Source organism: Streptomyces sp. NPDC001663 (assembly GCF_042893105.1).
In the GTDB taxonomy this organism is placed as follows: domain Bacteria; phylum Actinomycetota; class Actinomycetes; order Streptomycetales; family Streptomycetaceae; genus Streptomyces.
This window is the reverse complement of record NZ_JBIAUR010000002.1, coordinates 758,993-778,648: the sequence shown is the minus strand read 5'-3', so window position 1 is coordinate 778,648 and position 19,656 is coordinate 758,993. Positions and strand designations below refer to the sequence as shown.

At 69.5% G+C, this 19,656-nt stretch carries 21 protein-coding genes; 3 read left to right on the top strand and 18 right to left on the bottom strand.

Annotated elements, in window-relative coordinates; genetic code table 11:
• Nucleotides 1-97 precede the first annotated feature (97 nt).
• The 4 genes from ACFY1L_RS09885 to ACFY1L_RS09870 form a co-directional block, all read right to left on the bottom strand.
• Nucleotides 98-1,477 carry an AI-2E family transporter gene (locus ACFY1L_RS09885; protein WP_388820788.1) on the bottom strand — a complete coding sequence of 460 codons (1,380 nt, stop codon included), beginning with the start codon at nt 1,475-1,477 and terminating at the stop codon, nt 98-100.
• Between the two features lie 155 nt (nt 1,478-1,632).
• The gene (locus ACFY1L_RS09880) at nt 1,633-2,316 is read right to left on the bottom strand and encodes a transglycosylase SLT domain-containing protein (protein WP_388820785.1); all 684 of its coding nucleotides are present in this window, start codon (nt 2,314-2,316) and stop codon (nt 1,633-1,635) included.
• A gap of 400 nt (nt 2,317-2,716) precedes the next feature.
• Nucleotides 2,717-4,042 carry a PhoH family protein gene (locus tag ACFY1L_RS09875; RefSeq protein ID WP_388820782.1) on the bottom strand — a complete coding sequence of 442 codons (1,326 nt, stop codon included), beginning with the start codon at nt 4,040-4,042 and terminating at the stop codon, nt 2,717-2,719.
• Nucleotides 4,043-4,370: 328 nt separating this feature from the next.
• A complete protein-coding gene (locus ACFY1L_RS09870; protein ID WP_388820780.1) occupies nt 4,371-5,144 on the bottom strand; it encodes an isoprenyl transferase in 774 nt (257 codons plus the stop codon).
• Nucleotides 5,145-5,910: 766 nt separating this feature from the next.
• On the opposite strand from ACFY1L_RS09870, the gene ACFY1L_RS09865 reads away from it, so the two are divergent.
• Entirely contained in the window at nt 5,911-7,065 is a 1,155-nt protein-coding gene (locus ACFY1L_RS09865; RefSeq protein ID WP_388820777.1) for a winged helix DNA-binding domain-containing protein, read from the top strand.
• 6 nt (nt 7,066-7,071) lie between these two features.
• Here ACFY1L_RS09865 and ACFY1L_RS09860 read toward each other — a convergent pair whose 3' ends face one another.
• From ACFY1L_RS09860 to ACFY1L_RS09845, 4 genes are read right to left on the bottom strand one after another with little or no spacing between them, the layout of a single operon-like run.
• Nucleotides 7,072-7,863, bottom strand: a complete 792-nt coding sequence (locus ACFY1L_RS09860) for a methyltransferase domain-containing protein (RefSeq protein ID WP_388820774.1) — start codon at nt 7,861-7,863, stop codon at nt 7,072-7,074.
• A gap of 16 nt (nt 7,864-7,879) precedes the next feature.
• Nucleotides 7,880-8,473: a nucleoside deaminase gene (locus ACFY1L_RS09855; protein WP_388820771.1), complete on the bottom strand. Its 594-nt coding sequence runs from the start codon at nt 8,471-8,473 to the stop codon at nt 7,880-7,882.
• Between the two features lie 43 nt (nt 8,474-8,516).
• Nucleotides 8,517-9,389, bottom strand: coding sequence for an LLM class flavin-dependent oxidoreductase (locus ACFY1L_RS09850; RefSeq protein WP_388820768.1), 873 nt, complete (start codon nt 9,387-9,389; stop codon nt 8,517-8,519).
• Between the two features lie 59 nt (nt 9,390-9,448).
• A complete protein-coding gene (locus ACFY1L_RS09845; protein WP_388820765.1) occupies nt 9,449-10,201 on the bottom strand; it encodes a prepilin peptidase in 753 nt (250 codons plus the stop codon).
• 124 nt (nt 10,202-10,325) lie between these two features.
• Between ACFY1L_RS09845 and ACFY1L_RS09840 the strand changes: the two genes are divergently transcribed.
• Complete coding sequence (locus ACFY1L_RS09840; RefSeq protein WP_388820762.1) at nt 10,326-10,700, top strand: DUF192 domain-containing protein; 375 nt, start codon at nt 10,326-10,328, stop codon at nt 10,698-10,700.
• Nucleotides 10,701-10,735: 35 nt separating this feature from the next.
• Here the strand turns inward: ACFY1L_RS09840 and ACFY1L_RS09835 are convergent, their stop codons facing one another.
• From ACFY1L_RS09835 to ACFY1L_RS09825, 3 genes are read right to left on the bottom strand one after another with little or no spacing between them, the layout of a single operon-like run.
• Nucleotides 10,736-11,251: a hypothetical protein gene (locus ACFY1L_RS09835; protein ID WP_388820759.1), complete on the bottom strand. Its 516-nt coding sequence runs from the start codon at nt 11,249-11,251 to the stop codon at nt 10,736-10,738.
• A complete protein-coding gene (locus ACFY1L_RS09830) occupies nt 11,248-11,937 on the bottom strand; it encodes a hypothetical protein (RefSeq protein ID WP_388820756.1) in 690 nt (229 codons plus the stop codon). The genes ACFY1L_RS09835 and ACFY1L_RS09830 overlap by 4 nt, the downstream gene beginning before the upstream one ends.
• Before the next feature lie 51 nt (nt 11,938-11,988).
• The gene (locus ACFY1L_RS09825; RefSeq protein WP_388820753.1) at nt 11,989-12,582 is read right to left on the bottom strand and encodes a hypothetical protein; all 594 of its coding nucleotides are present in this window, start codon (nt 12,580-12,582) and stop codon (nt 11,989-11,991) included.
• 291 nt (nt 12,583-12,873) lie between these two features.
• Between ACFY1L_RS09825 and ACFY1L_RS09820 the strand changes: the two genes are divergently transcribed.
• Nucleotides 12,874-13,347 (top strand): hypothetical protein, encoded by a 474-nt coding sequence (locus tag ACFY1L_RS09820; RefSeq protein WP_388820750.1) that lies wholly within the window; start codon nt 12,874-12,876, stop codon nt 13,345-13,347.
• A 6-nt stretch (nt 13,348-13,353) separates the two neighbouring features.
• On the opposite strand, the gene ACFY1L_RS09815 is transcribed toward ACFY1L_RS09820, so the two are convergent.
• The 7 genes from ACFY1L_RS09815 to ACFY1L_RS09785 all read right to left on the bottom strand — a co-directional run bounded on the left by ACFY1L_RS09815 (nt 13,354) and on the right by ACFY1L_RS09785 (nt 19,635).
• Entirely contained in the window at nt 13,354-15,897 is a 2,544-nt protein-coding gene (locus ACFY1L_RS09815; protein ID WP_388820747.1) for a Flp family type IVb pilin, read from the bottom strand.
• 260 nt (nt 15,898-16,157) lie between these two features.
• The gene (locus ACFY1L_RS09810; RefSeq protein WP_388820744.1) at nt 16,158-16,598 is read right to left on the bottom strand and encodes a hypothetical protein; all 441 of its coding nucleotides are present in this window, start codon (nt 16,596-16,598) and stop codon (nt 16,158-16,160) included.
• A gap of 8 nt (nt 16,599-16,606) precedes the next feature.
• Nucleotides 16,607-17,338 (bottom strand): hypothetical protein, encoded by a 732-nt coding sequence (locus ACFY1L_RS09805; protein ID WP_388820741.1) that lies wholly within the window; start codon nt 17,336-17,338, stop codon nt 16,607-16,609.
• A gap of 15 nt (nt 17,339-17,353) precedes the next feature.
• Entirely contained in the window at nt 17,354-17,485 is a 132-nt protein-coding gene (locus ACFY1L_RS09800; protein WP_388820739.1) for a hypothetical protein, read from the bottom strand.
• 587 nt (nt 17,486-18,072) lie between these two features.
• On the bottom strand, nt 18,073-18,306 hold the full coding sequence (locus tag ACFY1L_RS09795) for a hypothetical protein (RefSeq protein WP_388820736.1): 234 nt from the start codon (nt 18,304-18,306) through the stop codon (nt 18,073-18,075).
• 2 nt (nt 18,307-18,308) lie between these two features.
• Entirely contained in the window at nt 18,309-19,016 is a 708-nt protein-coding gene (locus ACFY1L_RS09790) for a hypothetical protein (RefSeq protein ID WP_388820733.1), read from the bottom strand.
• 19 nt (nt 19,017-19,035) lie between these two features.
• On the bottom strand, nt 19,036-19,635 hold the full coding sequence (locus tag ACFY1L_RS09785; protein WP_388820731.1) for a hypothetical protein: 600 nt from the start codon (nt 19,633-19,635) through the stop codon (nt 19,036-19,038).
• Nucleotides 19,636-19,656: the final 21 nt, after the last annotated feature.

Here is a 19,656-nt window from a genome sequence, read left to right as displayed (position 1 = left end):
GAGCCGCGGGCCCACCCAAATAGCTTTGTTCGGCGCTCATTTGACCGATTGGGGGACGTATTTCAAGCAGCCGCGGAGGTGAGGGTGTGGACGCCGTTCACCCTTGGCGGGCGGGGTCCTCGGCGTTTTCGGTGCCGTCCCCGGGGGCCGCATCCCCGGACTGTCCTTCGGCCTGAACGGCCTTGTCCTCGATCGCCGGAGTGGCCTGCTGACCGCCGGCACCGGCGTCGGCACGGGTCTGCTCCGCCGAGTACGCCCGCAGATAACCCACCACCGTGTTCGACACCGCCACCAGCGGTACGGCCACCACCGCGCCGCCGATGCCCGCGACCATGCCGCCCGCCGCGACCGACAGGACCACCGCCAGCGGGTGGACGCGGACCGCGCGGCCGAGGATGAACGGCTGCAGGATGTGGCCCTCGATCTGCTGGACGGCCAGGACCACCACCAGCGTCATCACGGCCGTGAACACGCCCTGGGTGACCAGCGCGACGACCACCGCCAGCGCGCCGGACGCCACCGCGCCCACGAGCGGGATGAACGAGAACAGGAAGATGAACACGGCGAGCGGTACGGCCATCGGTACGTCGAGGAAGTAGATGCCCAGGCCGATGAAGATGGCGTCGATCAGCGCCACCAGCACCGTGCCGCGCACATAGGCCGTCAGCGTGCGCCACGCCCGCGGACCCGCGCCCGCGACACCCGGCCGCGCCGCCGCCGGGACGAGCTTGAGCGTCCACTCCCAGATGCGCCTGCCGTCGTACAGCAGGAAGAGGGTCGAGAAGAACGTCAGCAGAATGCCGGTCAGCGCCTCGACGACCACCGTCACGCCCTCGAGCCCGGCGGAGGTGATCTGGTCGGTGTTGGCGCCGACCGCCTCCCGCAGGTTCTTGGCGATCTGGTTGATCTGCTTGTCGGTGACGTGGAAGGGGCTCTTCAGCAGCCAGTTGCGCAGGTCGTCGATGCCGTTCTGGATCTGGTCGGAGAGGTTGTCGATGTTCTCCATGACCTGCCAGGTCACGAACCAGCCCAGCAGCCCCAGCACGACGAAGCCGAAGATCGCGGTGAGGGCGGTCGCCGGGCCGCGCGGCACGCCGTAGCTTTTCAGACGTGCCACCGTCGGCTGCAGCAGAGCCGTGATGAGCAGCGCGACCACGAAGGCGAAGACGACGAGCTGTACGGCGCTGATGACCCGCATCAGGACCCAGACCGTGCCCGCCAGGATCAGCAGCCGCCAGCCGGCCTCGGCGGCCACGCGCACACCCCAGGGCACCGCCTGCGCCGGGTCGGGGCGGGCCGGTACGACGGTCACGTGCTCGGCGGGCGGCGGGGTGGCGTGGTCCGCGTCCGGGCGCGGCGGCAGTGGGTCGGCCTCGGCCTCCTCGCGTTCCACCTCGGCGCGGCGCTCGTCCAACCGCTCACTCACCTCGGTCAGTCCGGCACCGATACGACCGAGCCACCCTGGCACTCGCGACATGATCCGTCCTCTTCCCCCGTCTCTCCCCACCACTCCCCCCGGAGTCGTTGCGTCCGACCGTACAGGGCGTCCGGCCGCAGATGGCGAAAGCCCCTCCCCCTAGGACGGGGAGGGGCTGCGCAAGGTTGAGAGGCGAGGCCGCGGGCCTCGGCGGCTCAGTACCAGTGGTTGGCCGACCAGAACGACCAGGCCTCGCACGGGCTGCCGTACCGGCTGTTCATGTAGTTCAGGCCCCACTTGATCTGGGTGGCCGGGTTCGTCTGCCAGTCGGAGCCGACGGACGAGTACTTGGAGGCGGGCAGCGCCTGGAAGAGGCCGTAGGCGCCGGAAGAGGCGTTGACCGCGTGGTAGTTCCAGCTGGACTCGTGGTCCACGATGTTGCTGAAGCACTGGAACTGGCCGCTCGGGACCATCTGCCGTGCCATCGACTGGATCTCGGCGATGGAGTACGAGCTCTGGACCGGGAAGTCGGCGCTGCTGCGGCTGGCCTTCGTCTTGGCCTCGGCGCGCTCCTTCGCCTCCTTGGCCGCCTTCTCCGCCGCTTCCTTCTTGGCGACCGCGGTGTCGGCGGCGGCCTTGCGGGCGGCTTCCTCGGCGTCCTTCTTGGCGCTCGCGTCGGCCTGGATGGCCTGGGCGTCGGCCTGCTGCGTCAGGGATGCGGTCTGCACCTGGGCCTGCTGGCCCGTGGGTATGTCCGCGAGCAGCGTGGTGTCGGCTGCCGTCGCCTCGGCGTCGTTGGGCTGCGCGGTGCTGCCCGAGGCAACGCCGACAACGCTTCCGACGGCGGTGACCGCGGTGGCCGAGGCCACTGCGAATCCCCGGACCGAAATCCGGCTCACACGGTTTCCTTCCAGCATCGCCCGCTTCGGTGACCCTGGCGGACGCAATCGTGCCCCTTGGCTCTGGCCTCCCAACTACGGGGTCACGGGAGGCGCGGGCCCGGTGGGCAACTCCCTTGCGGGGAGCGCCGCGTGGTGCTCGGGCGGCATACGACAACGCTGTGGAGTTAGCTGTGGTGCTTCTGTGGTGCCGTACCGCTGGGGGTACAGGTGTGTCGTATGCGGGGCCTGACAGGAGTGAGACTCTGCCGTAACCGGACGCCGGGTGGCAATTCTGAGTTGCGTGTGAAAGCTCACATCCCGTTTGACCCAAGGGATTTTGAGAAACCGCAACACGCGAAGGCGCCGCCCCGCTAGGCTCGCAGCCTTTGCGGGACGGCGCCAACTGGCCCCAATTACCTCAGATTTGGCCGTCTTCGAGCATTTCGGTCACAAGGGCCGCGATCTGGGACCTCTCGGACCTGGTCAGCGTCACGTGCGCGAAGAGCGGGTGCCCCTTCAGCTTTTCCACGACGGCGACGACACCGTCGTAGCGACCGACGCGCAGATTGTCCCTTTGTGCCACGTCATGGGTGAGAACCACCCGCGAATTGGCGCCGATTCGGGACAGAACGGTGAGAAGCACATTCCTTTCCAGTGACTGCGCCTCGTCCACGATGACGAACGCGTCGTGCAGCGAGCGTCCGCGGATGTGGGTGAGCGGAAGGACCTCGAGCATCCCGCGCGCGGTGACCTCTTCGATGACCTCGCGGCTGGTGACCGCGGACAGCGTGTCGAAGACCGCCTGCGCCCAGGGGCTCATCTTCTCGGCCTCGGAGCCGGGCAGATAGCCGAGCTCCTGCCCGCCGACCGCGTACAACGGCCGGAAGACCATGACCTTCTGGTGCTGGCGTCGCTCCAGCACCGCCTCCAGACCCGCGCACAGCGCGAGCGCCGACTTGCCGGTGCCGGCCCGGCCGCCCATGGAGACGATCCCGACGTCCGGGTCGAGGAGCAGGTCGAGCGCGATCCGCTGCTCGGCGCTGCGGCCCTTGATGCCGAACGCCTCCCGATCGCCGCGCACGACGCGGACGTTGCCCTCGGCCGTGACCCTGCCGAGCGCCTTGCCGCGCTCGGAGTGGATGGTCAGGCCGGTGTGCACGGGCAGGTCGGCCGCCTCGGGGACGTAGACGTGCCCTTCCTCGAAGAGGACGTCCACCTGCTCGGCGGGCAGGGTCAGTTCGGACATTCCGGTCCAGCCGGAGGAGTCCGTGATGGCGAGTTCGGCGCGGTACTCCTCGGCGAGGAGACCCACGGACGAGGCCTTGATCCTGAGCGGCAGATCCTTCGAGACGACGGTGACGTCGAATCCCTCGGCCTGCAGATTGCGGGCGACCGCGAGGATGCGGGAGTCGTTGTCCCCCAGGCGGTAGCCGGAAGGCAGAACGCTGGGGTCCGAGTGGTTGAGCTCGACACGTACGGTCCCGCCGAGTTCCCCGATCGGGATGGGGGCGTCGAGGCGACCGTGCCGGACCCGGAACTCGTCGAGCAGCCGCAGGGCCTGCCGGGCGAAGTAGCCGAGTTCGGGATGGTGCCGCTTGGCCTCCAGCTCTGTGACCACGACGATGGGGAGCACAACCTCGTGCTCGTCGAAGCGGCTCAGGGCGTTCGGGTCGGCCAGCAGAACGCTGGTGTCGAGAACATAGGTGCGCCGGTCTGGCTTGTGGCGCTTTGTGCTGGTCACCACGGAAGGACGTACCCCCTCGGATGAGGTCGGGGAGCGACGGAGTGGAGCTGGACCGGTCGACGGCCGCATTGCACGGGCCGAGAACCGGCCCTCCGCCTTGTCGTCCGTGCAGTGACCGCACGATCGGGCTGGTGCAAAGGGCCTCCCGGGCGGACGGCCCCGTGCCGTCCGCTGAGATCCGACACCCGTGGTTCGGGCATCGACCTGACTGGCTTATGCCCTCGAACATGCGTCACCATGCCGACGCAAATGACGGCGCCCTGGTGAACTCCTTGTTACATCCGTCCCATATTGGGGTACTCGCGCCCGCTCAGGGGGGTGCGGCGTGTCAGCCGCCGTAACGCCGGTGTCGCGCCGCGTAGTCGCGCAGGGCGCGCAGGAAGTCCACCTTGCGGAAGGCCGGCCAGAAGACCTCGCAGAAGTAGTACTCGGAGTGCGCGGTCTGCCACAGCATGAATCCGGACAGCCGCTGCTCGCCGCTGGTACGGATCACGAGGTCCGGGTCGGGCTGGTCGCCGGTGTAGAGGTGACGGCCGATCGCGTCGACGCTGACGGACTCGGCGAGCTCCTCCAGCGAGGTGCCCTTGTCGGCGGCGTCGAGCATCATCGACCGCACGGCGTCGGCGATCTCCTGGCGGCCGCCGTAGCCGATGGCGACGTTGACGAGTATCCCGTCGATGCCGGCGGTGGACTCCTCGGCCTCCTTCAGCGCGGTCTGCATCTGGGAGGGCAGCAGGTCGGGGGTCCCGACGTGGTGCACCCGCCAGCGGCCGTCCGCCGCAAGGGTCCGTACGACGTCCTCGATGATCCCGAGCAGCGGGCCGAGCTCTTCCTGGGGCCGGTCGAAGTTGTCCGTCGACAGCAGCCAGAGGGTGACGACCTCGACGTCCGTCTCGCTGCACCAGCCGAGGAACTCCTCGATCTTCTCGGCGCCGGCCCGGTGGCCGTGCACGGTGGTGGAACCAGAGGCCTTCGCCCAGCGCCGGTTGCCGTCCATGATGACGCCGATGTGCTTGGGCACCTGAGCGTGGTCCAGGTGACCTTCCACCCGGCGTGCGTACAGCCTGACCAGCAGGCTGCGCAGCTTGTCGCGCAGGTTCACGTGATTGTCAGCCCCTCCGTACGGATCGGACAGGCGCGGCCCGGGCTCGGCGGCTCGGCCGAGGGCGGGCCCTGTCCGTATGGCGGTCCGGGATCTCCGTATGACGGTCCCCGGAGGCGAAGCCTACCCCTGCCGCGCCGGGCCGCCGCCAACGGGTGCCGGGCGCAGGGGATTCCGCCGCGCGGCCGCTTGAACCGGGCGCGGGCCGGGGAGGGCATGGGGACCGTGGGCGTCCGTCCGCACACAAAAAACGGGCCGGTCCGTGGGGGGGAGACGGACCGGCCCGAGGGGGGGTTTCCACCATAACCCTTCGTAAGTGATGCTGCGTGCATCGGCGTGCCACAACTACTCTCCGAAATCGAACGGCGACGCGCGGGTGGCCACGGATGGGCTGCTCCGTGGCCGATTCATGGCCAAATCACAGCGGATTCCCCGCCGCCCTCGCATCCCCCGACCGGGTGACGCGGCACGTTGACGCGGGCCTGATGGAGGAAAGGCACCGCGCAGCCCCCTCCACTGCGCGGTGCCGCCCGCGCGGCTTTGCTCACGCGAATTACCTTGGTCTGAACTTACGTGAGGGATACAGCTCGAGGCGAGCCGACCTCGATAACAATGTGGAAACCGCACCCGACCTGCGAATGTGCGGGTGCGATCCGTCCTTCATGCGCTGATTGTCCGGTACGGGGGTGTGGAGGCCGGTGTGGGATTTCCAGGGGCCTCGCCATGTAGGACGGCGTCCGACCTGGTTCGGGCCTAGCGTCGACTCATGACCACGACGATCACGTGGAACGAGGCGAGCGCGCGCCGTTTGGAACGGCAGTTCCTGGCCACGCCCGCAGACAGCGGCACGCCGGTCGCGGAAGTCGTCGGCGCGATGCTGGGCGCGCATGCCCAGGTGCTGTCGGCGGCGGAGGTGTCGGTGGGGGTGCGGGCGGACACGGTGACCAGGGCGGACGTGCGAGCCGCGCTGTGGGAGGACCGCTCGCTGGTGAAGACGCACGGCCCGCGCGGGACCGTGCATCTGCTCCCCGCGCGCGAACTGCCCTTGTGGTGCTCGGCGTTGCCCGCGCTGCCGTCCGGGACGAGCCCGTTCGCGCCGGACGCACGGGTCACCGAGGAGCAGGCGCGGCGGATCGTGGCGGCGATCGGGGACGCGCTCGAGGGCGCCTGTCTGACCGTCGACGAATTGGGCGAGGAGGTCGTCGCCCGCACGGGTTCCTGGGCCGGCGACCGGGTGATGCCCGCCTTCCAGGACCTGTGGCCGCGCTGGCGGCAGGTGCTGCACCGGGCGGGCCAGTCCGGCGCGCTGTGCTTCGGCCCGAACCGGGGCCGCAGGGTGACGTACACCCGCCCGCCGCATTTCACCCCGCTGCCCCCGGACGAGGCGCTGCAGGATCTCGTCCGCCGATACCTGCGCGCGTACGGCCCGTCGACCCCGCAGAACTTCGCCAAGTGGCTGGCGGCGCCGGGAGGTTGGAGCACCGAGCTGTTCGGGAGGCTGGCCGAGTCCGGGGAGATCGAGGAGGTCGTCTTCGAGGGCGCGCCCGGGTGGTGGGTCACGGCGGGCGACACGGCGTTCCCGCAGGGGCGGGTGCGCGGGGTCCGACTGCTGCCGTACTTCGATGCGTACGGCATTGCCGCGCAACCCCGGGAATCGCTGTTCCCGGGGGCCGCATACCGGCGGGCGCTGGCGGGCGGCCAGGCGGGCAACTACCCGGTGCTGCTGCTGGACGGTGTGGTGGCGGGCGTCTGGCACCAGCGGCGCCGGGGACGTCGTACGACGGTCACGGTGGAGCCGCTCGGGCGGCTGACGGCGCGGCAGGAACGGGAGTTGGGCGAGCAGGTGGGCCGGGTGGGGGACGTGCTGGAGGCGGAGGCCGAGTTGGTGGTGGGGGAGGTTACGGCGGGGCCCCACGCATAGGGCTGCTCATCGGTGGTGCGGCTTGCGGGCCTCGAAGAGGTGGCGGGTGCTGTGTGCGACGAAAGGGCCGTGGGCGGTGAGCTGCTCGTGCAGGGCGCGCAGGCGGGGCTCGTAGGCCTCGACGGTGAAGTCGGGGACCATCCAGATCACCTTGCGGAGGAAGTGGACGACGGCTGCGATGTCGTGGAACTCCATGCGGAGCCGCTCGGCACGCAGGTCGACGATCTCGAGGCCGGCGGCCTCGGCGGCGGCGCGTTCGCGGTCGGGGTGGCGGGCGCCGAGGTTCTGGTCGGGCTGGGGGCCGAGGAAGTACTCGACGACCTCGAACGCGCTGCCGGGGCCGACGTGTTGGGCGAAATAGGTGCCGCCGGGTTCCAGTACGCGGGCGATCTCCGTCCAGTGCGGAGCCACCGGGTGCCGGCTGCTGACCAGGTCGAAGGCACCGTCCGCGAAGGGCAGCGGAGCGTCCTCGGGGGCGGCGACGACCACCGTGCCGCGGGGGCGGAGCCGGGCGGTGGCCTTGGCGACGTTCGGCGGCCAGCCCTCGGTCGCGGCGGTGAGCACCGGTGCCTTCGCGGCCCGGCCGAGCGCGAAGTCGAGGACCTCCCCTCCCCCGGTCTGGACGTCCAGCGCGGCACCGGCCGCGGCGAGCCGGTCGGCCAGGGAGACGGCGTACCCCCACGAGGGCCGCTCCTCCGTTGCCCGGCCCTCGAACCAGGAGAAGTCCCATCCCTCGGTGGGGACGGCGGCGCCCTCGGCCACGAGGTCTTCGAAGCGGTGGAGTTCGCTGTGGGGCATGGGGTGATCGGTCCTGTCAGAGGTGGGGCCGGAGCAGGTCGTACGCCGACTGCGCCGTCGGGGCTTCGAGGAGGCCGTCGGCTGCTGCGAGGCAGCGGCGGACGGTGCGGGTGGCGGTGGGGTCGACCTCGTCCGGGTTGTGGAGCACGCCCCACAGCTGCATGAGCAGCGCGCCGAACGTGGCGAGCGGCCCGTCGACGGGGCCTTCCCGCCGTGCCCAGCGTTCGGCGATCAGTCCGCCGACGAGCGGTACGTCCTCGATGCCGCGCCAGAGCGGATCGGGTGCGGCGTACACGACGTGGCGGACGCGGCTGTGGATGAGGGCGCTGCTGCACAGCAGGCAGGGCTCGAGGGTGGTGTAGAGCCGGTGGCCGTCGTGGCGCCGCCAGGCCGGGAGTTGGGCGAGGGCGTTGATCTCGGCGTGGGCGATGTTGGTACCGGCGAGCTGACCGGGCGGGGCGACGGGTTCCTGGCTCCGGTTCCGCCCGGTGGCAACCACCTCGCCCGCGGCGTCGACGACGACCGCGCCGACGGGCCGGCTGCCCGCCCGGAAGGCTTCCCAGGCGAGCTCGAAGGGGAGGTGCCAGGGGGCGGGCAGCGGCTCGTTCACGGGAGCTCGGCCTTCGTGGTCTCGGTGTGGGCCGTCACGTGGGTCACGGCACGAGGGGCCGAACCTGTTCCGCCACGAAGCGCACGAAGCCCTCCGGGTCGGGCTCGTCCCCCGTCGGCTGGAGGATCACCCGGTCGGCCCCGGCCTCGGCCAGCCGCTGAACGGCCTTCGCGACGGCCCCGGCGTCTCCGGCGACCCCGAGCTCCGGGACGGACTCGAGCCCCTCGTCGACGAGTTCGGCGCGGAGCCGGGCGGCGGCGTCCGGTCCGGTGGCGGTGAGCAGGTAGACGACGACTTCGTGCGGTTCGGTGCGGCCGGCCGATTCCCGTCCCTGCTGGATGAGTTGACGGGCCTGCCGTACGCCGTCGGCCGTGGTGGACGCGGTGAGGATGGTGCCGTCGGCCGCTTCCCCTGCCAGCCGCAGCGAACGGGGCCCGGTGGCGCCGGCGATGACGGGCACGGGCCCGGCGGGCGGCCAGTCGAGCGCGACGTCGTCGAGGCGGACGTACCTCCCCTTGGTGGTGAGGCGCTCCCCGCCCAACAGGGCGCGCAACGCGAGGAGATGCTCCCGCAGCAGGGTGACCGGCGACTCGACGCGCGCCCCGACCTGCCCCATCCAGTCCTGCACGCCGTGCCCGACGCCGACGACGGGGCGCCCGGGGAACATCCGGTGCAGAGCGGCGATCTCCATGGCGGTGATGGCGACGTTGCGCAGGGGCACGGGCAGCAGCCCGACGCCGACCCGCACCCGCTCGGTCCAGGCGAGGGCGGCAGCGGCGGTGGAGATCCCGCCCTCCCGGAAACAGTCCTCCCAGAGCCAGAGCTCCTCGAGCCCGCTCTCGTCGGCGAGACGGGCGACGTCCCGCAGCCGCTCGGGAGGCAGTTGAGGTCGGAACACAGCACCGAGTCCAGTCATGACGCCTTCCTACCCTCACGGGAACGAACCGGACAACACCTTTACGAGTCGCCGCGCCGTCATGCGGCAGCGAAAGCTCCCAGCACCAGCCCCGTGAACGCCCCGCCGATCATGAACGGCCCCAGTGGGATCGCCGACTTGCGGCCCGCGCGTCGCAGTACCACCATGCCGAGGCCGTACAGGGCGCCGTAGAGCAGACCCGCGAAAGCGCCTGTCAGGAGGATCTGCCAGCCGTACCAGCCGAGGGCTGTGCCCAGGGACAGGGCGAGTTTTACGTCGCCGAAGCCCATGCCGGAGGGATTGATGAGGAAGAGGAGGAGGTAGGCGGCGCCCAGGGTCAGGCCGCCGAGGAGGGACGTGGGCCAGGAGCCCGTGGCGGTGGGCAGGGCTGCGGCGAGGCCGAGGAGGGCGGCGGTGCCTGCGGCCAGGGGGAGGGTCAGGGCGTCCGGGAGGCGGTGGACTCGGTAGTCGATCAGGGCCAGGAGGACGGCGACGGGGGTGGCGAGAAGCCAGACCGCGGTTTCGGGGTGGGGGGCGGTGGCGGCGGCAAGTGCTGTGCAGGTGAGGGCCGTTGTCGTGGAGACGGTCACCGCGCTCGGGCCGTACGGGCCGCACTGCTCCGCCTCCTCGCTCTGCCGGCAGTTCGCTCTGCCCAGCCAGCCGGCGAATGCGCCCGTGATCCGGTGGCCGCCCGGGCAGTGGTCGCTCCACGGTCGGCCCGGGTCGACCGAGAAGCGGTGGGCCGCGCGGGGCAGGAGCAGGCCCGTTCCCGCGCCCCACAGGGCCGCCACGAGGGTGAGGAGTGTGCGCACGGCGGGACCTTATGCGCGGTGCGGGCGGGAGGGCATGGGTCCCTGGGCCCATGTGGGGCCCACTCCCGTGCGGATACGTTCGGTTCGCGCAGCGGGCAGCAGCGGCAACGGGAGGTGGCTCGGTATGGGGCGGCGATGGCAGGACGGGCGGGGGAAGTTGATCGTGCACGGTGCGGGCGGGGCGAGCGTGGTCGCCGTTCCGCTGGAGATCGCGACCTCCTACCGCGCCCGTACCAAAGGGTTGTTGGGGCGGGACTCCCTCGACGGGGCGATCCTGCTCTCGCCCGCCAACAGCGTGCACACGTTTCGGATGCGGATGCCGATCGACGTCGCCTACGTCGACCGCGACCTCGGCGTCATCGCCGTACACACCATGAAGCCTTGGCGGTTGGGACTGCCGCGGTTCCGTTCGCGGCATGTGCTGGAGGCCGAGGCCGGGGTGATGGCGGGCTGGGGGTTGCGGGTCGGGGCGCGGGTGGAGGTGGCGGTCGACGCCTGAGCGGGCTTCGGGCTTCGGGCAGCAGGTCTGCGGGGTTACTTCTCCCGCTCCCAGCGGCGCATGTCCTCGGCGTTTCCGATCCTGATGCCGAAGGTCCAGGTCGGGTCGAAGAAGAGCCAGTAGCGGGACTCGAGTTCGAGGGCGAGGCATTTCACCAGGCTCTCCTCGGGGTTCGAGCCGGCGTCCGTGAACGGGCGGACGGTGGTGCAGCGCAGGCGGGACCAGCCGTCGCCGAAGAGCTGTTCACCCCAGGACGCGAAGGCGATCTCGTCCTCCGTCTCCTCCTTGACGCGCTCGAAGAGCTCCACGCCGTCCACCGTGACGGAGTCCACGACACGGACCGCCAACTGGTCGTACTGGCCGACCGATTCGAGCCGCAGCGCCCCCTCGTCGAGCAGGACGTGCACGACGAGGGGCTGCGGGCGGAACTCGGGCACCTGCCCCTCCTCCCGCTCGATCCAGCCGGGTACGAGGACGTCGGTGACGTAGCGCTGCCGCAGGGTGTCCTCGACATGGCTCCATGGCCGGTTCGGGGTCGTCTTCGAGGTCACCAGGGGATGCTCCTCGGGCTCGGGGTTCGGTGCCACCACCAGCGTTCGGGGTCCGGCTGCGTGCCTGGGTAGGTCCATTTGCGGAAGTCCGCGTCGAGGTGGGACAAGACGGTGCGCAAGCCCTCCGCATGGTCGTCGTCGACCTCGGTCACGAGTTGTCCCGTGGGGAACGTGGCGAGGAAGGCGTCGGAGACAGGCGTCGCGATGCGTTCGTGCTCGAGGATCTCGGGGAGGATCTCCACCTTCGCGCGAGGGAGATCGGCCACCTTCTCCTCCATCACGTCGACCCGGTACGTCGTGTCCTCGTCGGAGTCGATCGCCTCGAGCCGGCAGCGCACGGAACGTCCGTCCCGGGTCGCGACCCGGTAGGCGCTGGGCAGGTCGAGGTCCAGGGCGGGGTGGAGGACCGAGGTCGTCGTCCGCAGCGCGAGGCCTTGTGCCAGGCCCGCCTCCGTGAGGGCGCCGGCCGTTCGGTCCTCGACGTAGAGGTCGAGCTCCAACGCCAGGTCGCCGAGGGGCAGCACGCGGTAAGTGCACAGGACGGGTGCGTCCCAGCGTCGGGTTTCCTGGTCTCCGTCCGTGTCGGCCACGTCGACCGCCTCGTCCTGCACGGCCAGCAGGTCGGCCAGTGCGCTGCGGAAGGTCGGCGGCTCAAGTTCCGTGACGGTGAAGAGATTTGCGAGCACTTGTACGTCCTCGGGTCCTCGGCCGTACCGGTCGGCAAGTTCGGGCAGGTCTCAGAATTTTCCCGTGTGTTGCTCCGTACGGTGTCCCAACTGCCTGCCCAGCTCCGCGACGAATCCGTCGGCGAGCGGTGGCCAGCCCCAGAAGTCGAACGCGAGGGCGCCCAGAAGGAAGCCGGAGCCGAAGTCCCATTCCGTGATGGGGACGGCGGTGCCGCAGGCCGGGCAGGTGACGTCGGCTTCCCCCGTCGCCTTCCAGGCGTCGACGGCATCCCGGAACGGGCGCCACACCTCCTCGTCCGGTTCGAAGGACTCGGGATAGTCGGTGATCACCGTGCGTGAGGTGCAGCGCGGGCAGGTCGCGTGGTCGGCCTCGTCCGTTCCCTGGCCCTCGACGTAGTAGTCCCGTCCGGCCATCACGGCCAGGGGGCCGGGTGGCCAAGCCGCTTCGGGAACGGCCACCGCCCGCTGCCAATCGGGGCCCGGGCGGTATCCCTCGAGAGTGCTCGGGCTGTACACCCCGTCGTCCGACAACTCCCTCGTGATCACCCCCTGCTCGACCAGCCACTCGACCGTGCGCGCCGCCAGCGGCCCCGCCTCGTCGACACTCACCTCGACGTCGACGATCCGCTGGAAATGGTCACCCATCGCCCGTCCCCCTCAGTGTTGTGAAAACCCGGCCAAGTCTGTCACTGCATCTCCTTGTGCGGACCCCAGCGGGTGGCGAGGCCCCTTTCCGTGGCCGGGCGCCGTCGTACCGGTCGGCGGGTTGGCTAGAGTCGCCGTATGAGTACCGACTTGCATGGATGGCTGGAATGCCGGGCGTGGGCCGGTCGATACAACGCCGAATACGTCGAGTGGGAACCCTTCGCCGAGCTCCGGCATTTGCATGATGCGCATGATTACCCATCGTGGTCGGCCCTCTTCGACGTCCGAAGCGTGGAGCCCGTCAAGTCGCTCTTCGCCGATCGTGACCTCCCTTTCGACGTTTCGGACCCGGTGCGCGCCGAGGCGGACGAATACGGAGGCCACAGTCGCTCGTGGTTCTCGTGGCAGGACGTGTCGGCGGTCGACTGGGACGCACCGTGCACCGACGGCCGGTCCCGGCACTGGGTGCGCCGCTGGCTCCGTGACAGCGAAGGCACGGTGGTGCCGGGCGAGTTGACCGTGCTCCCGGGCGAGCTGTACGAGCCGGCCGAGGCGGCCTTCGGCGAGGGCAACATCGCTCCGTCCCGGTGGCCCGAGGACGGCGAACTCCCTCTGGGATCGGACGTCTACCGTCCCGTCGTGCCCACTTACCGCGACCTGGTGCCGCCCGAGGGCCCGTGGCAGCCGGTGTGGAGCGTGATGCGCACGCTGGCCGAGCTCCACGGTGAGGAGAACGTCCGTACCGTGGTCTGGTTCGGCGGCTGACCGGCTTCACTCCAGGCCGAGGTAATGCAGCGCCCCGTTCGGGTCGTCGTTCAGCCGCTGCCAGTCGATCTGCTCGCCCCGACTGAACTTCTCCTCCAACGCCCGCTGCATGTCCCCCAATTGCTTGGACGTGAAGTTCGCGTCGCCGATCCGTGCGTCGATTCCTTTCTCGTCCATGAGCTGCGCCGGTGAGACCTTCTTCCCCTTGATGGGCCGGAAAATCTCCGTCCATTTGTCGCTCTTGTCGATTTCGACGCGAGCCGTTCGGTTCGGATCGCCCTTCTTCCAGGCGGAAAGCGTGTCGACCTTGCCGACGAATTCCGGCTGACGCGTCGGGTTCACGGTGTTCTTCACCTCGACAAGGTGGATCTTCCCGTCCTTGCCCTTGTAGAGGACGTCCGCGTCCGGAACGTCCGACACATCCACCGTCTCCCCCGGTGCCACCTCGACCTGCGGCCTGTTGTGTTCCGAGCCGACGGCCGTGTGCACGGTGCTGCCCTCTGCTGCGTCCTCCGAGGCACGCCGCACTCCGCGGACCTCGGCGAGCATCTCCTCGAGCCTGCTGGCATTGCGCGAGTTGGTCACCTCGGAGCCGAGCTTGCTCGCGCCCACGCGATCGACGTTGCCACGTGCCGCGAGGTCGGTCAGCTCATCGAGCGCGTCCGCCGCCTGCTTCTTGCCGATCTCCCCCTTCCCGGGGTTGTCCTTGGCGTTCTTGACGAAGTCGTCGATATTGCGGTCGTCGATGCTCAGCTTGCCCTTCTTGATGGCTGCCTTCGCCGCCTCGGCTCGGGCCTCCAGGGCCTTCTGCTGTGCATCGCGTGCCGCGTTCTGGTCGTCGGTGTCGCACTTCTTTGCATCGGCCTGGAGGGCGAACGCCGGGCCGGACCGAAGGGCAACGGTCGTGGTCGCGTGTGACAGGGTCGTACGCGGTCGTGTGTACACCGCCGCCGTGGCCGCCGTGGCTGCGGTGGTCGCGGTGGTCGCGGTGGTGCGAGGCCGTGCATAAGCCGCCGCAACGACGCCACCCGAGGAATCGGGCGGCAACACGCCTCCGCCGTAGGGGACGCGGGCCCGCGGCGCCATCCCCACGAGGCACCCGTTCTTCCTGGCCTTCTCCGCGGCCTCGTCGGCCGCCTCCTGCGCCTCGTTCGCGGCCTTCCTCGCGCCGGCGACGTCACCGGCCTTGGCCGCCTTCTTGGCGTCCTCCGCCGCCTTGCCGGCCTTTTCCGCGAGCTTCCCGAGCTTCCCGAGTTTGCCCAGCTTGCCGAGATCGCCGATCTTCTCGCCGACCTTGGCGACGTCGTACCCGGGGATGAAGAGGGAGCCGACGTTCCACAGGACATGGCTGACGGCGCGGGTCTTGTTGCCGTTGTTCCAGTCGTCGGCCACGTCGTCGCCGATGAACATGTCGTAGAGGACGGTTCCGCCGGTCTTCAGCGAGGCGTCGCCCCAGCCCAGGACGGCGCCCAGGTAGTCGCCCTTGGACCACTTGTCGCGGGCGTCCTTGGAGTTGTCCATCCAGTCGCTGCCGAGCTGCTTGCCGTAGTCGGCGATGCCGCTGAGCGTGTCGAGGGGGTGGCGGACCATGTCGTAGATGCCGGTGAGGTCGCCCCAGACGCCGTCGACGAAGAGGCCTTCGCCGACCTGCTTGACCTGGTTGCCGGCACAGCCGAAGAAGGCACCGAAGCCGGAGAAACAGCCGTCGTCTTTCTTGTCGTCCTTCTTGTCGTCCTTCTTGTCTGCGGTGTCGCCGTCCTTGGGCTCGTTGCCGTTGTTGTCGGTGGTCCGGGTGTCGCCCGCGGGGTCGTCGCCGTCGCTGCCCCCGTTGCCCGCTGTGGTCCCGCCGGTGGTTCCGTCGCCGCCGGTGTTGCCCTTCCCGGCGTTGACGTCCGTGCCGCCGCCCGACGGGGCCGGGCAGCCCATCCCGGCGACCTTGCAGATCTGCGCCTCGATACCGCCGTAGATCTGGGTACCGAGCCCGCTGACGAGCAGCGCCGTGATGATCGCGGCGACGATGGCGACCAGACCGGCGTACTCCACCGCGGTCTGTCCGTCGTCCCGGCGCCAGCGGATCATGCGGGCCAGGGAGAAGGGGCGATGCTCGGCGCGGTCCAGTTCGGGGAGTTCGTACCAGCGACGGCTCTCCGAGCGGAGCAGGAAGCAGAGGATGAGGACCGGCAGGACGAGCTGCATGCCGCCGCGGGCCGATCCGTCGACGAGGTTGGCGACGCCGCTGAGGATCAGCCACACCTGTACGGCGACCAGACCACGCCAGACCCGGACCCCGCCCTCCCAGCTGCGCCGGGCCAGCCACCAGCCGAGGGTGCCGGGCGCGGCGGCGTAGGCGACGAGGGCGAGTACGGCGCCGTCGAGGGCGTCGTAGGAGGTGGCGGTGAGGAGCAGGCCGAGGCCGCCGATGATCGTGAACGCGAAGAGGGCGTGGGTGAGGATCAGGGCGGAGGCGAGGGGGGTGGGCATGTTCCGGCGCCCGCCGTTCCCCGTCGTCCACGTTGCCCCGAAGTCCGGCGTTCCCCCGATCGAGGCCATGTCCCCTCCTCAACTGCATGCGGACTTACCGCTGTTGGCCCACTACTCCGCCAGAGGGTAGGGAGGGGCGGCCTGCCCGAGATGGGCCCGTGGGCCCAAATGCACTCCCAATCACCCCGATCACAGCCTGGGACCGGGGTTGACCAGGGCGGGAACCGGACCCGAAGTCCCACTCCGGGGCCCGGGCGATACCCCTCAAGAGTGCTTGGGCTGTATACCTCGTCGCCCGACGATCCGCTGAAAGTAGTCGCCCGTCTCCCTCAGCGTTGTGGAAACCCCTCGGCGGAGCCGGTCACCGCCGCGAACAGGACCACCGGCTCCTCCTTGTCCTCGTGGCCGACGCTTGCGGCGACGACGTGGTCGCCTGTGTGCCAGTAGAGGAGGTCGCCGAACCATCCCTGGTGGACGAGTTCGCGGAAGAGGGGCGGGAGGTCACTGTCGTCATCGTCCGGGTCCAGGAAGGCGTAGTCCTCCATGGACATCTCCTTGTGCGGACCCCAGCGGGCGTCGAGGGCGGTCGCCAGGTCCTGGAGTTCCGCCTCGAACTCACCGCTGACACGCATGAGTTCGCCCCAGTCGTCGTCCGGGTCGGCGGAGGAGAAGTCCCGGCTCTCGTGGAGCTTCAGCAGGTGGAAGCCCTCGTCGGGGAGGGGGCGGGTGAGGTGGTCTTCGAGGGTGGAGACGTACGTGGGGGTGGGCATTGGGCAGCTCACAGCTTCGGGCGCGTGGCCGGGACGGGCAGGGGTTCCAGGGAGCCGCTGTCCGTCAACGCCTTGTGGGCGGCCAGGACCGTTTCCGTGGCCGGGGTCCCGCCGGGGGTGTCCGCGAGGTCGAGGACGAGACCGCCGTGGTCGGCCGGCAGGCGACGGGCGGGGAAGTCGGTGGGGACGCGGGCGGCGCGGTGAGCGGAGAGGTGGACGGACCAGCCGCAACGAGGGTGCGCCGCCGTCAGGCCGAACGCGGTCTTGACCTGCTTGAACAGTGCGCGGTCGTAGGTGAGTCCGTAGTCGGCGTCCCACACCCCGGCCAGGATCGCGAGCGCCTCGGCACTGCGGCCCGTGAGAGGAGCCGCCGTGGCGTCCGGACCGGGGAACAGTTGCAGTACGGCCGTGAACGGCGAATATCCGTTGGTGCCTCCCGCCTGCACCCGGCAGTGGGCGTATCCGCCGTCCGGCTGTGTGACGGTCACGTTCGCCTTGTAGCCGAGGATGTCGAGATCATCGTGCGTATTGGCCGCCTCCAGCGCCCTGGCGAAGTCCTCGGAGCGGGCCGGAACCTGTTGACCCGGGTTGCGGGCGTCCTCGTCCCAGCGCCACTCGGCCAGTGCGCCCTCGGACAACTCGCTCAACCGGGTCAGCAGCTCCAGCCAGCGCTCGGCCAGCTGCGCAACGGGTTCGGCGCGGGACCACCATGCCGCCCTCACCACCGTTTCACTCGACATACGGCTTCCCAGCTCCTATTTCTCCACCGGTGTGTACTTGACGATCACGTCTTCCAGGCCGGCGTCCTCGAAGGCCTGCTCCGTCGCCTTGGCCACCTTCTCGTTGGAGAAGTTCCACTCGATCGGCTTCCCCTTCGCCGCCCGCACCTGGCGCTGTGCCTGCTCGATGAACCGAGGCGAGGACCAGCCAGATCTGTACGGCGACCAGTCCGCGCCAGACTCGGACTCCTCCCTCCCAGGTCCGCCGGGCCAGCCACCAGCCGAGGGTGCCGGGCGCTGCCGCGTAGGCGAGGAGGGCGAGTACGCCGCCGTCGAGGGCGTCGTACGACGTTGCTGTCAGCAGCAGACCGAGGCCGCCGACGATCGTGAACGCGAAGAGGACGTGGACGAGGACCAGGGCGGAGGAGAGGGAGGCGGGTATACTCCTGCGTCCACCCGGCCCGGACGGCCATACCGTGCCGTGCCCGGCACTCCCCCGATGGACGCCATGCCCGCCCCTCCTCAACTCCCCGAGCGGAGGGGTGCGTTCACGCAGATCCGGGCAACTTCCGCCGGGCCCCTCTCCGGTGGTTCATGACACGGATCGACGGAGGGGGCGTCCGGGCAGCATGGGTCCGTGGGCCCAAATCGGTGCCCAATCGGGGACAGAGCCCGGCCTTGAGCGCTGATCAGGGCGTCTCGGCGATCAGTCCTGGGCCCTGACGCGTGATGGCCAAGGCTCGGTTCCCGATCAGTCATGCCAGCAGTTCGGGGTCGGAGTGGATCTCGGCAGCGTGCTGCCAGGCGGTGAGCATCTGGGCCACGGACACGCTGTTGTCCGCGGAGTCGGTGCCGGAGACGACACGCAGGTCCACCGCGAGATCCAGCACCGTGGACAGCCTGATCAGGAGATCCACGGTCAAGGGAGGAAGACCGCCCAACTCGATGGTCTCCACGTCGCCCGCGGTCATGCCGAGACGCTCTGACACGACTACGAGAGTTCTCGCTTCCTTCCTCGTTCCTGTTCATCCGCGACAGGCGAGAACGGATCCTCGAAACTGGCCATCCCCGCGATCTGCCTGAGGATGTCTCGGTAGTGCTCACGGTGGGCCACGGCCGTCGTGCTGAGCGTCAGAACGGCCAGACGGTTGCCGTCCGGGTGTGGAAGGTTGGCGTGGATCTGAAGCAATGGCTGACGAGGCAGTCCGGACTCGGCGGTGGGTGTGCGAACCGTCTCGCTGAACGTGGCGGGCCCACAAGGGAGTTCGGCGTACTCGATGTCCGTGTGGCCCTCGGCCGTCGCAACAGCCCGGGCAGCATTGACACCTCGCGGTGCCCACGCCGTGGCCACCCAACCGACGGCGAACAAGGAGAGCAACACGCCGCCGTCACCGTCACCGGTGTCATCGCGGTGTAGTCCGAGGGAACAGTGGACCGTGCCTGCCACGCGCAGGATGTTCACCATTCGTTGGGCAGCGGAGAGGTTCGCCATGAAGCTCTGGCGGGACAGTTCGTCAGGCGCAGAGGCGAGGATGGGGGCAAGCGCCTCACGCAGCTCCGCAGCGCCGGGGGAGGTGGCCGGCTCAAGAAGGGCTTCAAGGGGCAGCGTCGTGAACCCAGCGGGAGTCGCGAACCAGATGCCGTCTCCCTCTTCGGCCAGGCTCGGATGAAGGATGAAGTTCGTTGCCGATGCCGTCATGGCTCCTATGTGCTCGCTTCTAGACGGGGGATTGCGAGAGGGCGTCGAGGTTCCGGGCACCGGCACGGCTAGCGTGCTCAAGATCAGCTGGCGTTGCACCCCAACTTTCAGGCGCACAGCGGCTGTCGAACGCCGGACGCTGGTAGAGCATGTGAAACCGCTTGGGTGCCTTGCCGCCTCGACCCGGCGCTGCGACGACTGAGAGGAAGCGCGGGTCGCCGGCGAACCAGAGAGGTTCGATCTGTGCTCGGCGGTGGGGTTTGGTGCGGGGGCCGTCCAGGCGCTTCATCCACCAGTAAGACCGTTGGTGCTTGATGAACACCAACGGGATCTTCTCCTTGGGATTGGCCGGGTTCTGGAACTCGAACCAGATTCCGTCGTCTCGAGCTTCGGGGTGCTTGCCGAGCCCGCTAGGAACTCCTTCGAGGAGCTGCCACGGATACTCTCGCAGAACACGGCGCATACGGAAGGCCCAGGGGAAGTACGTGAGTTGGTTGAAGAACCTATAGAATCCGTAGATGAAGTACGGCATAAAGATCCACACGACCCAGTTCGGCGTATAGGTCGAGATGCCTAGCAGAGCGATCCATCCACCCGGCCAGCCGAGAAGTCCAGCCACGTTCATGACCATATGTCGCGT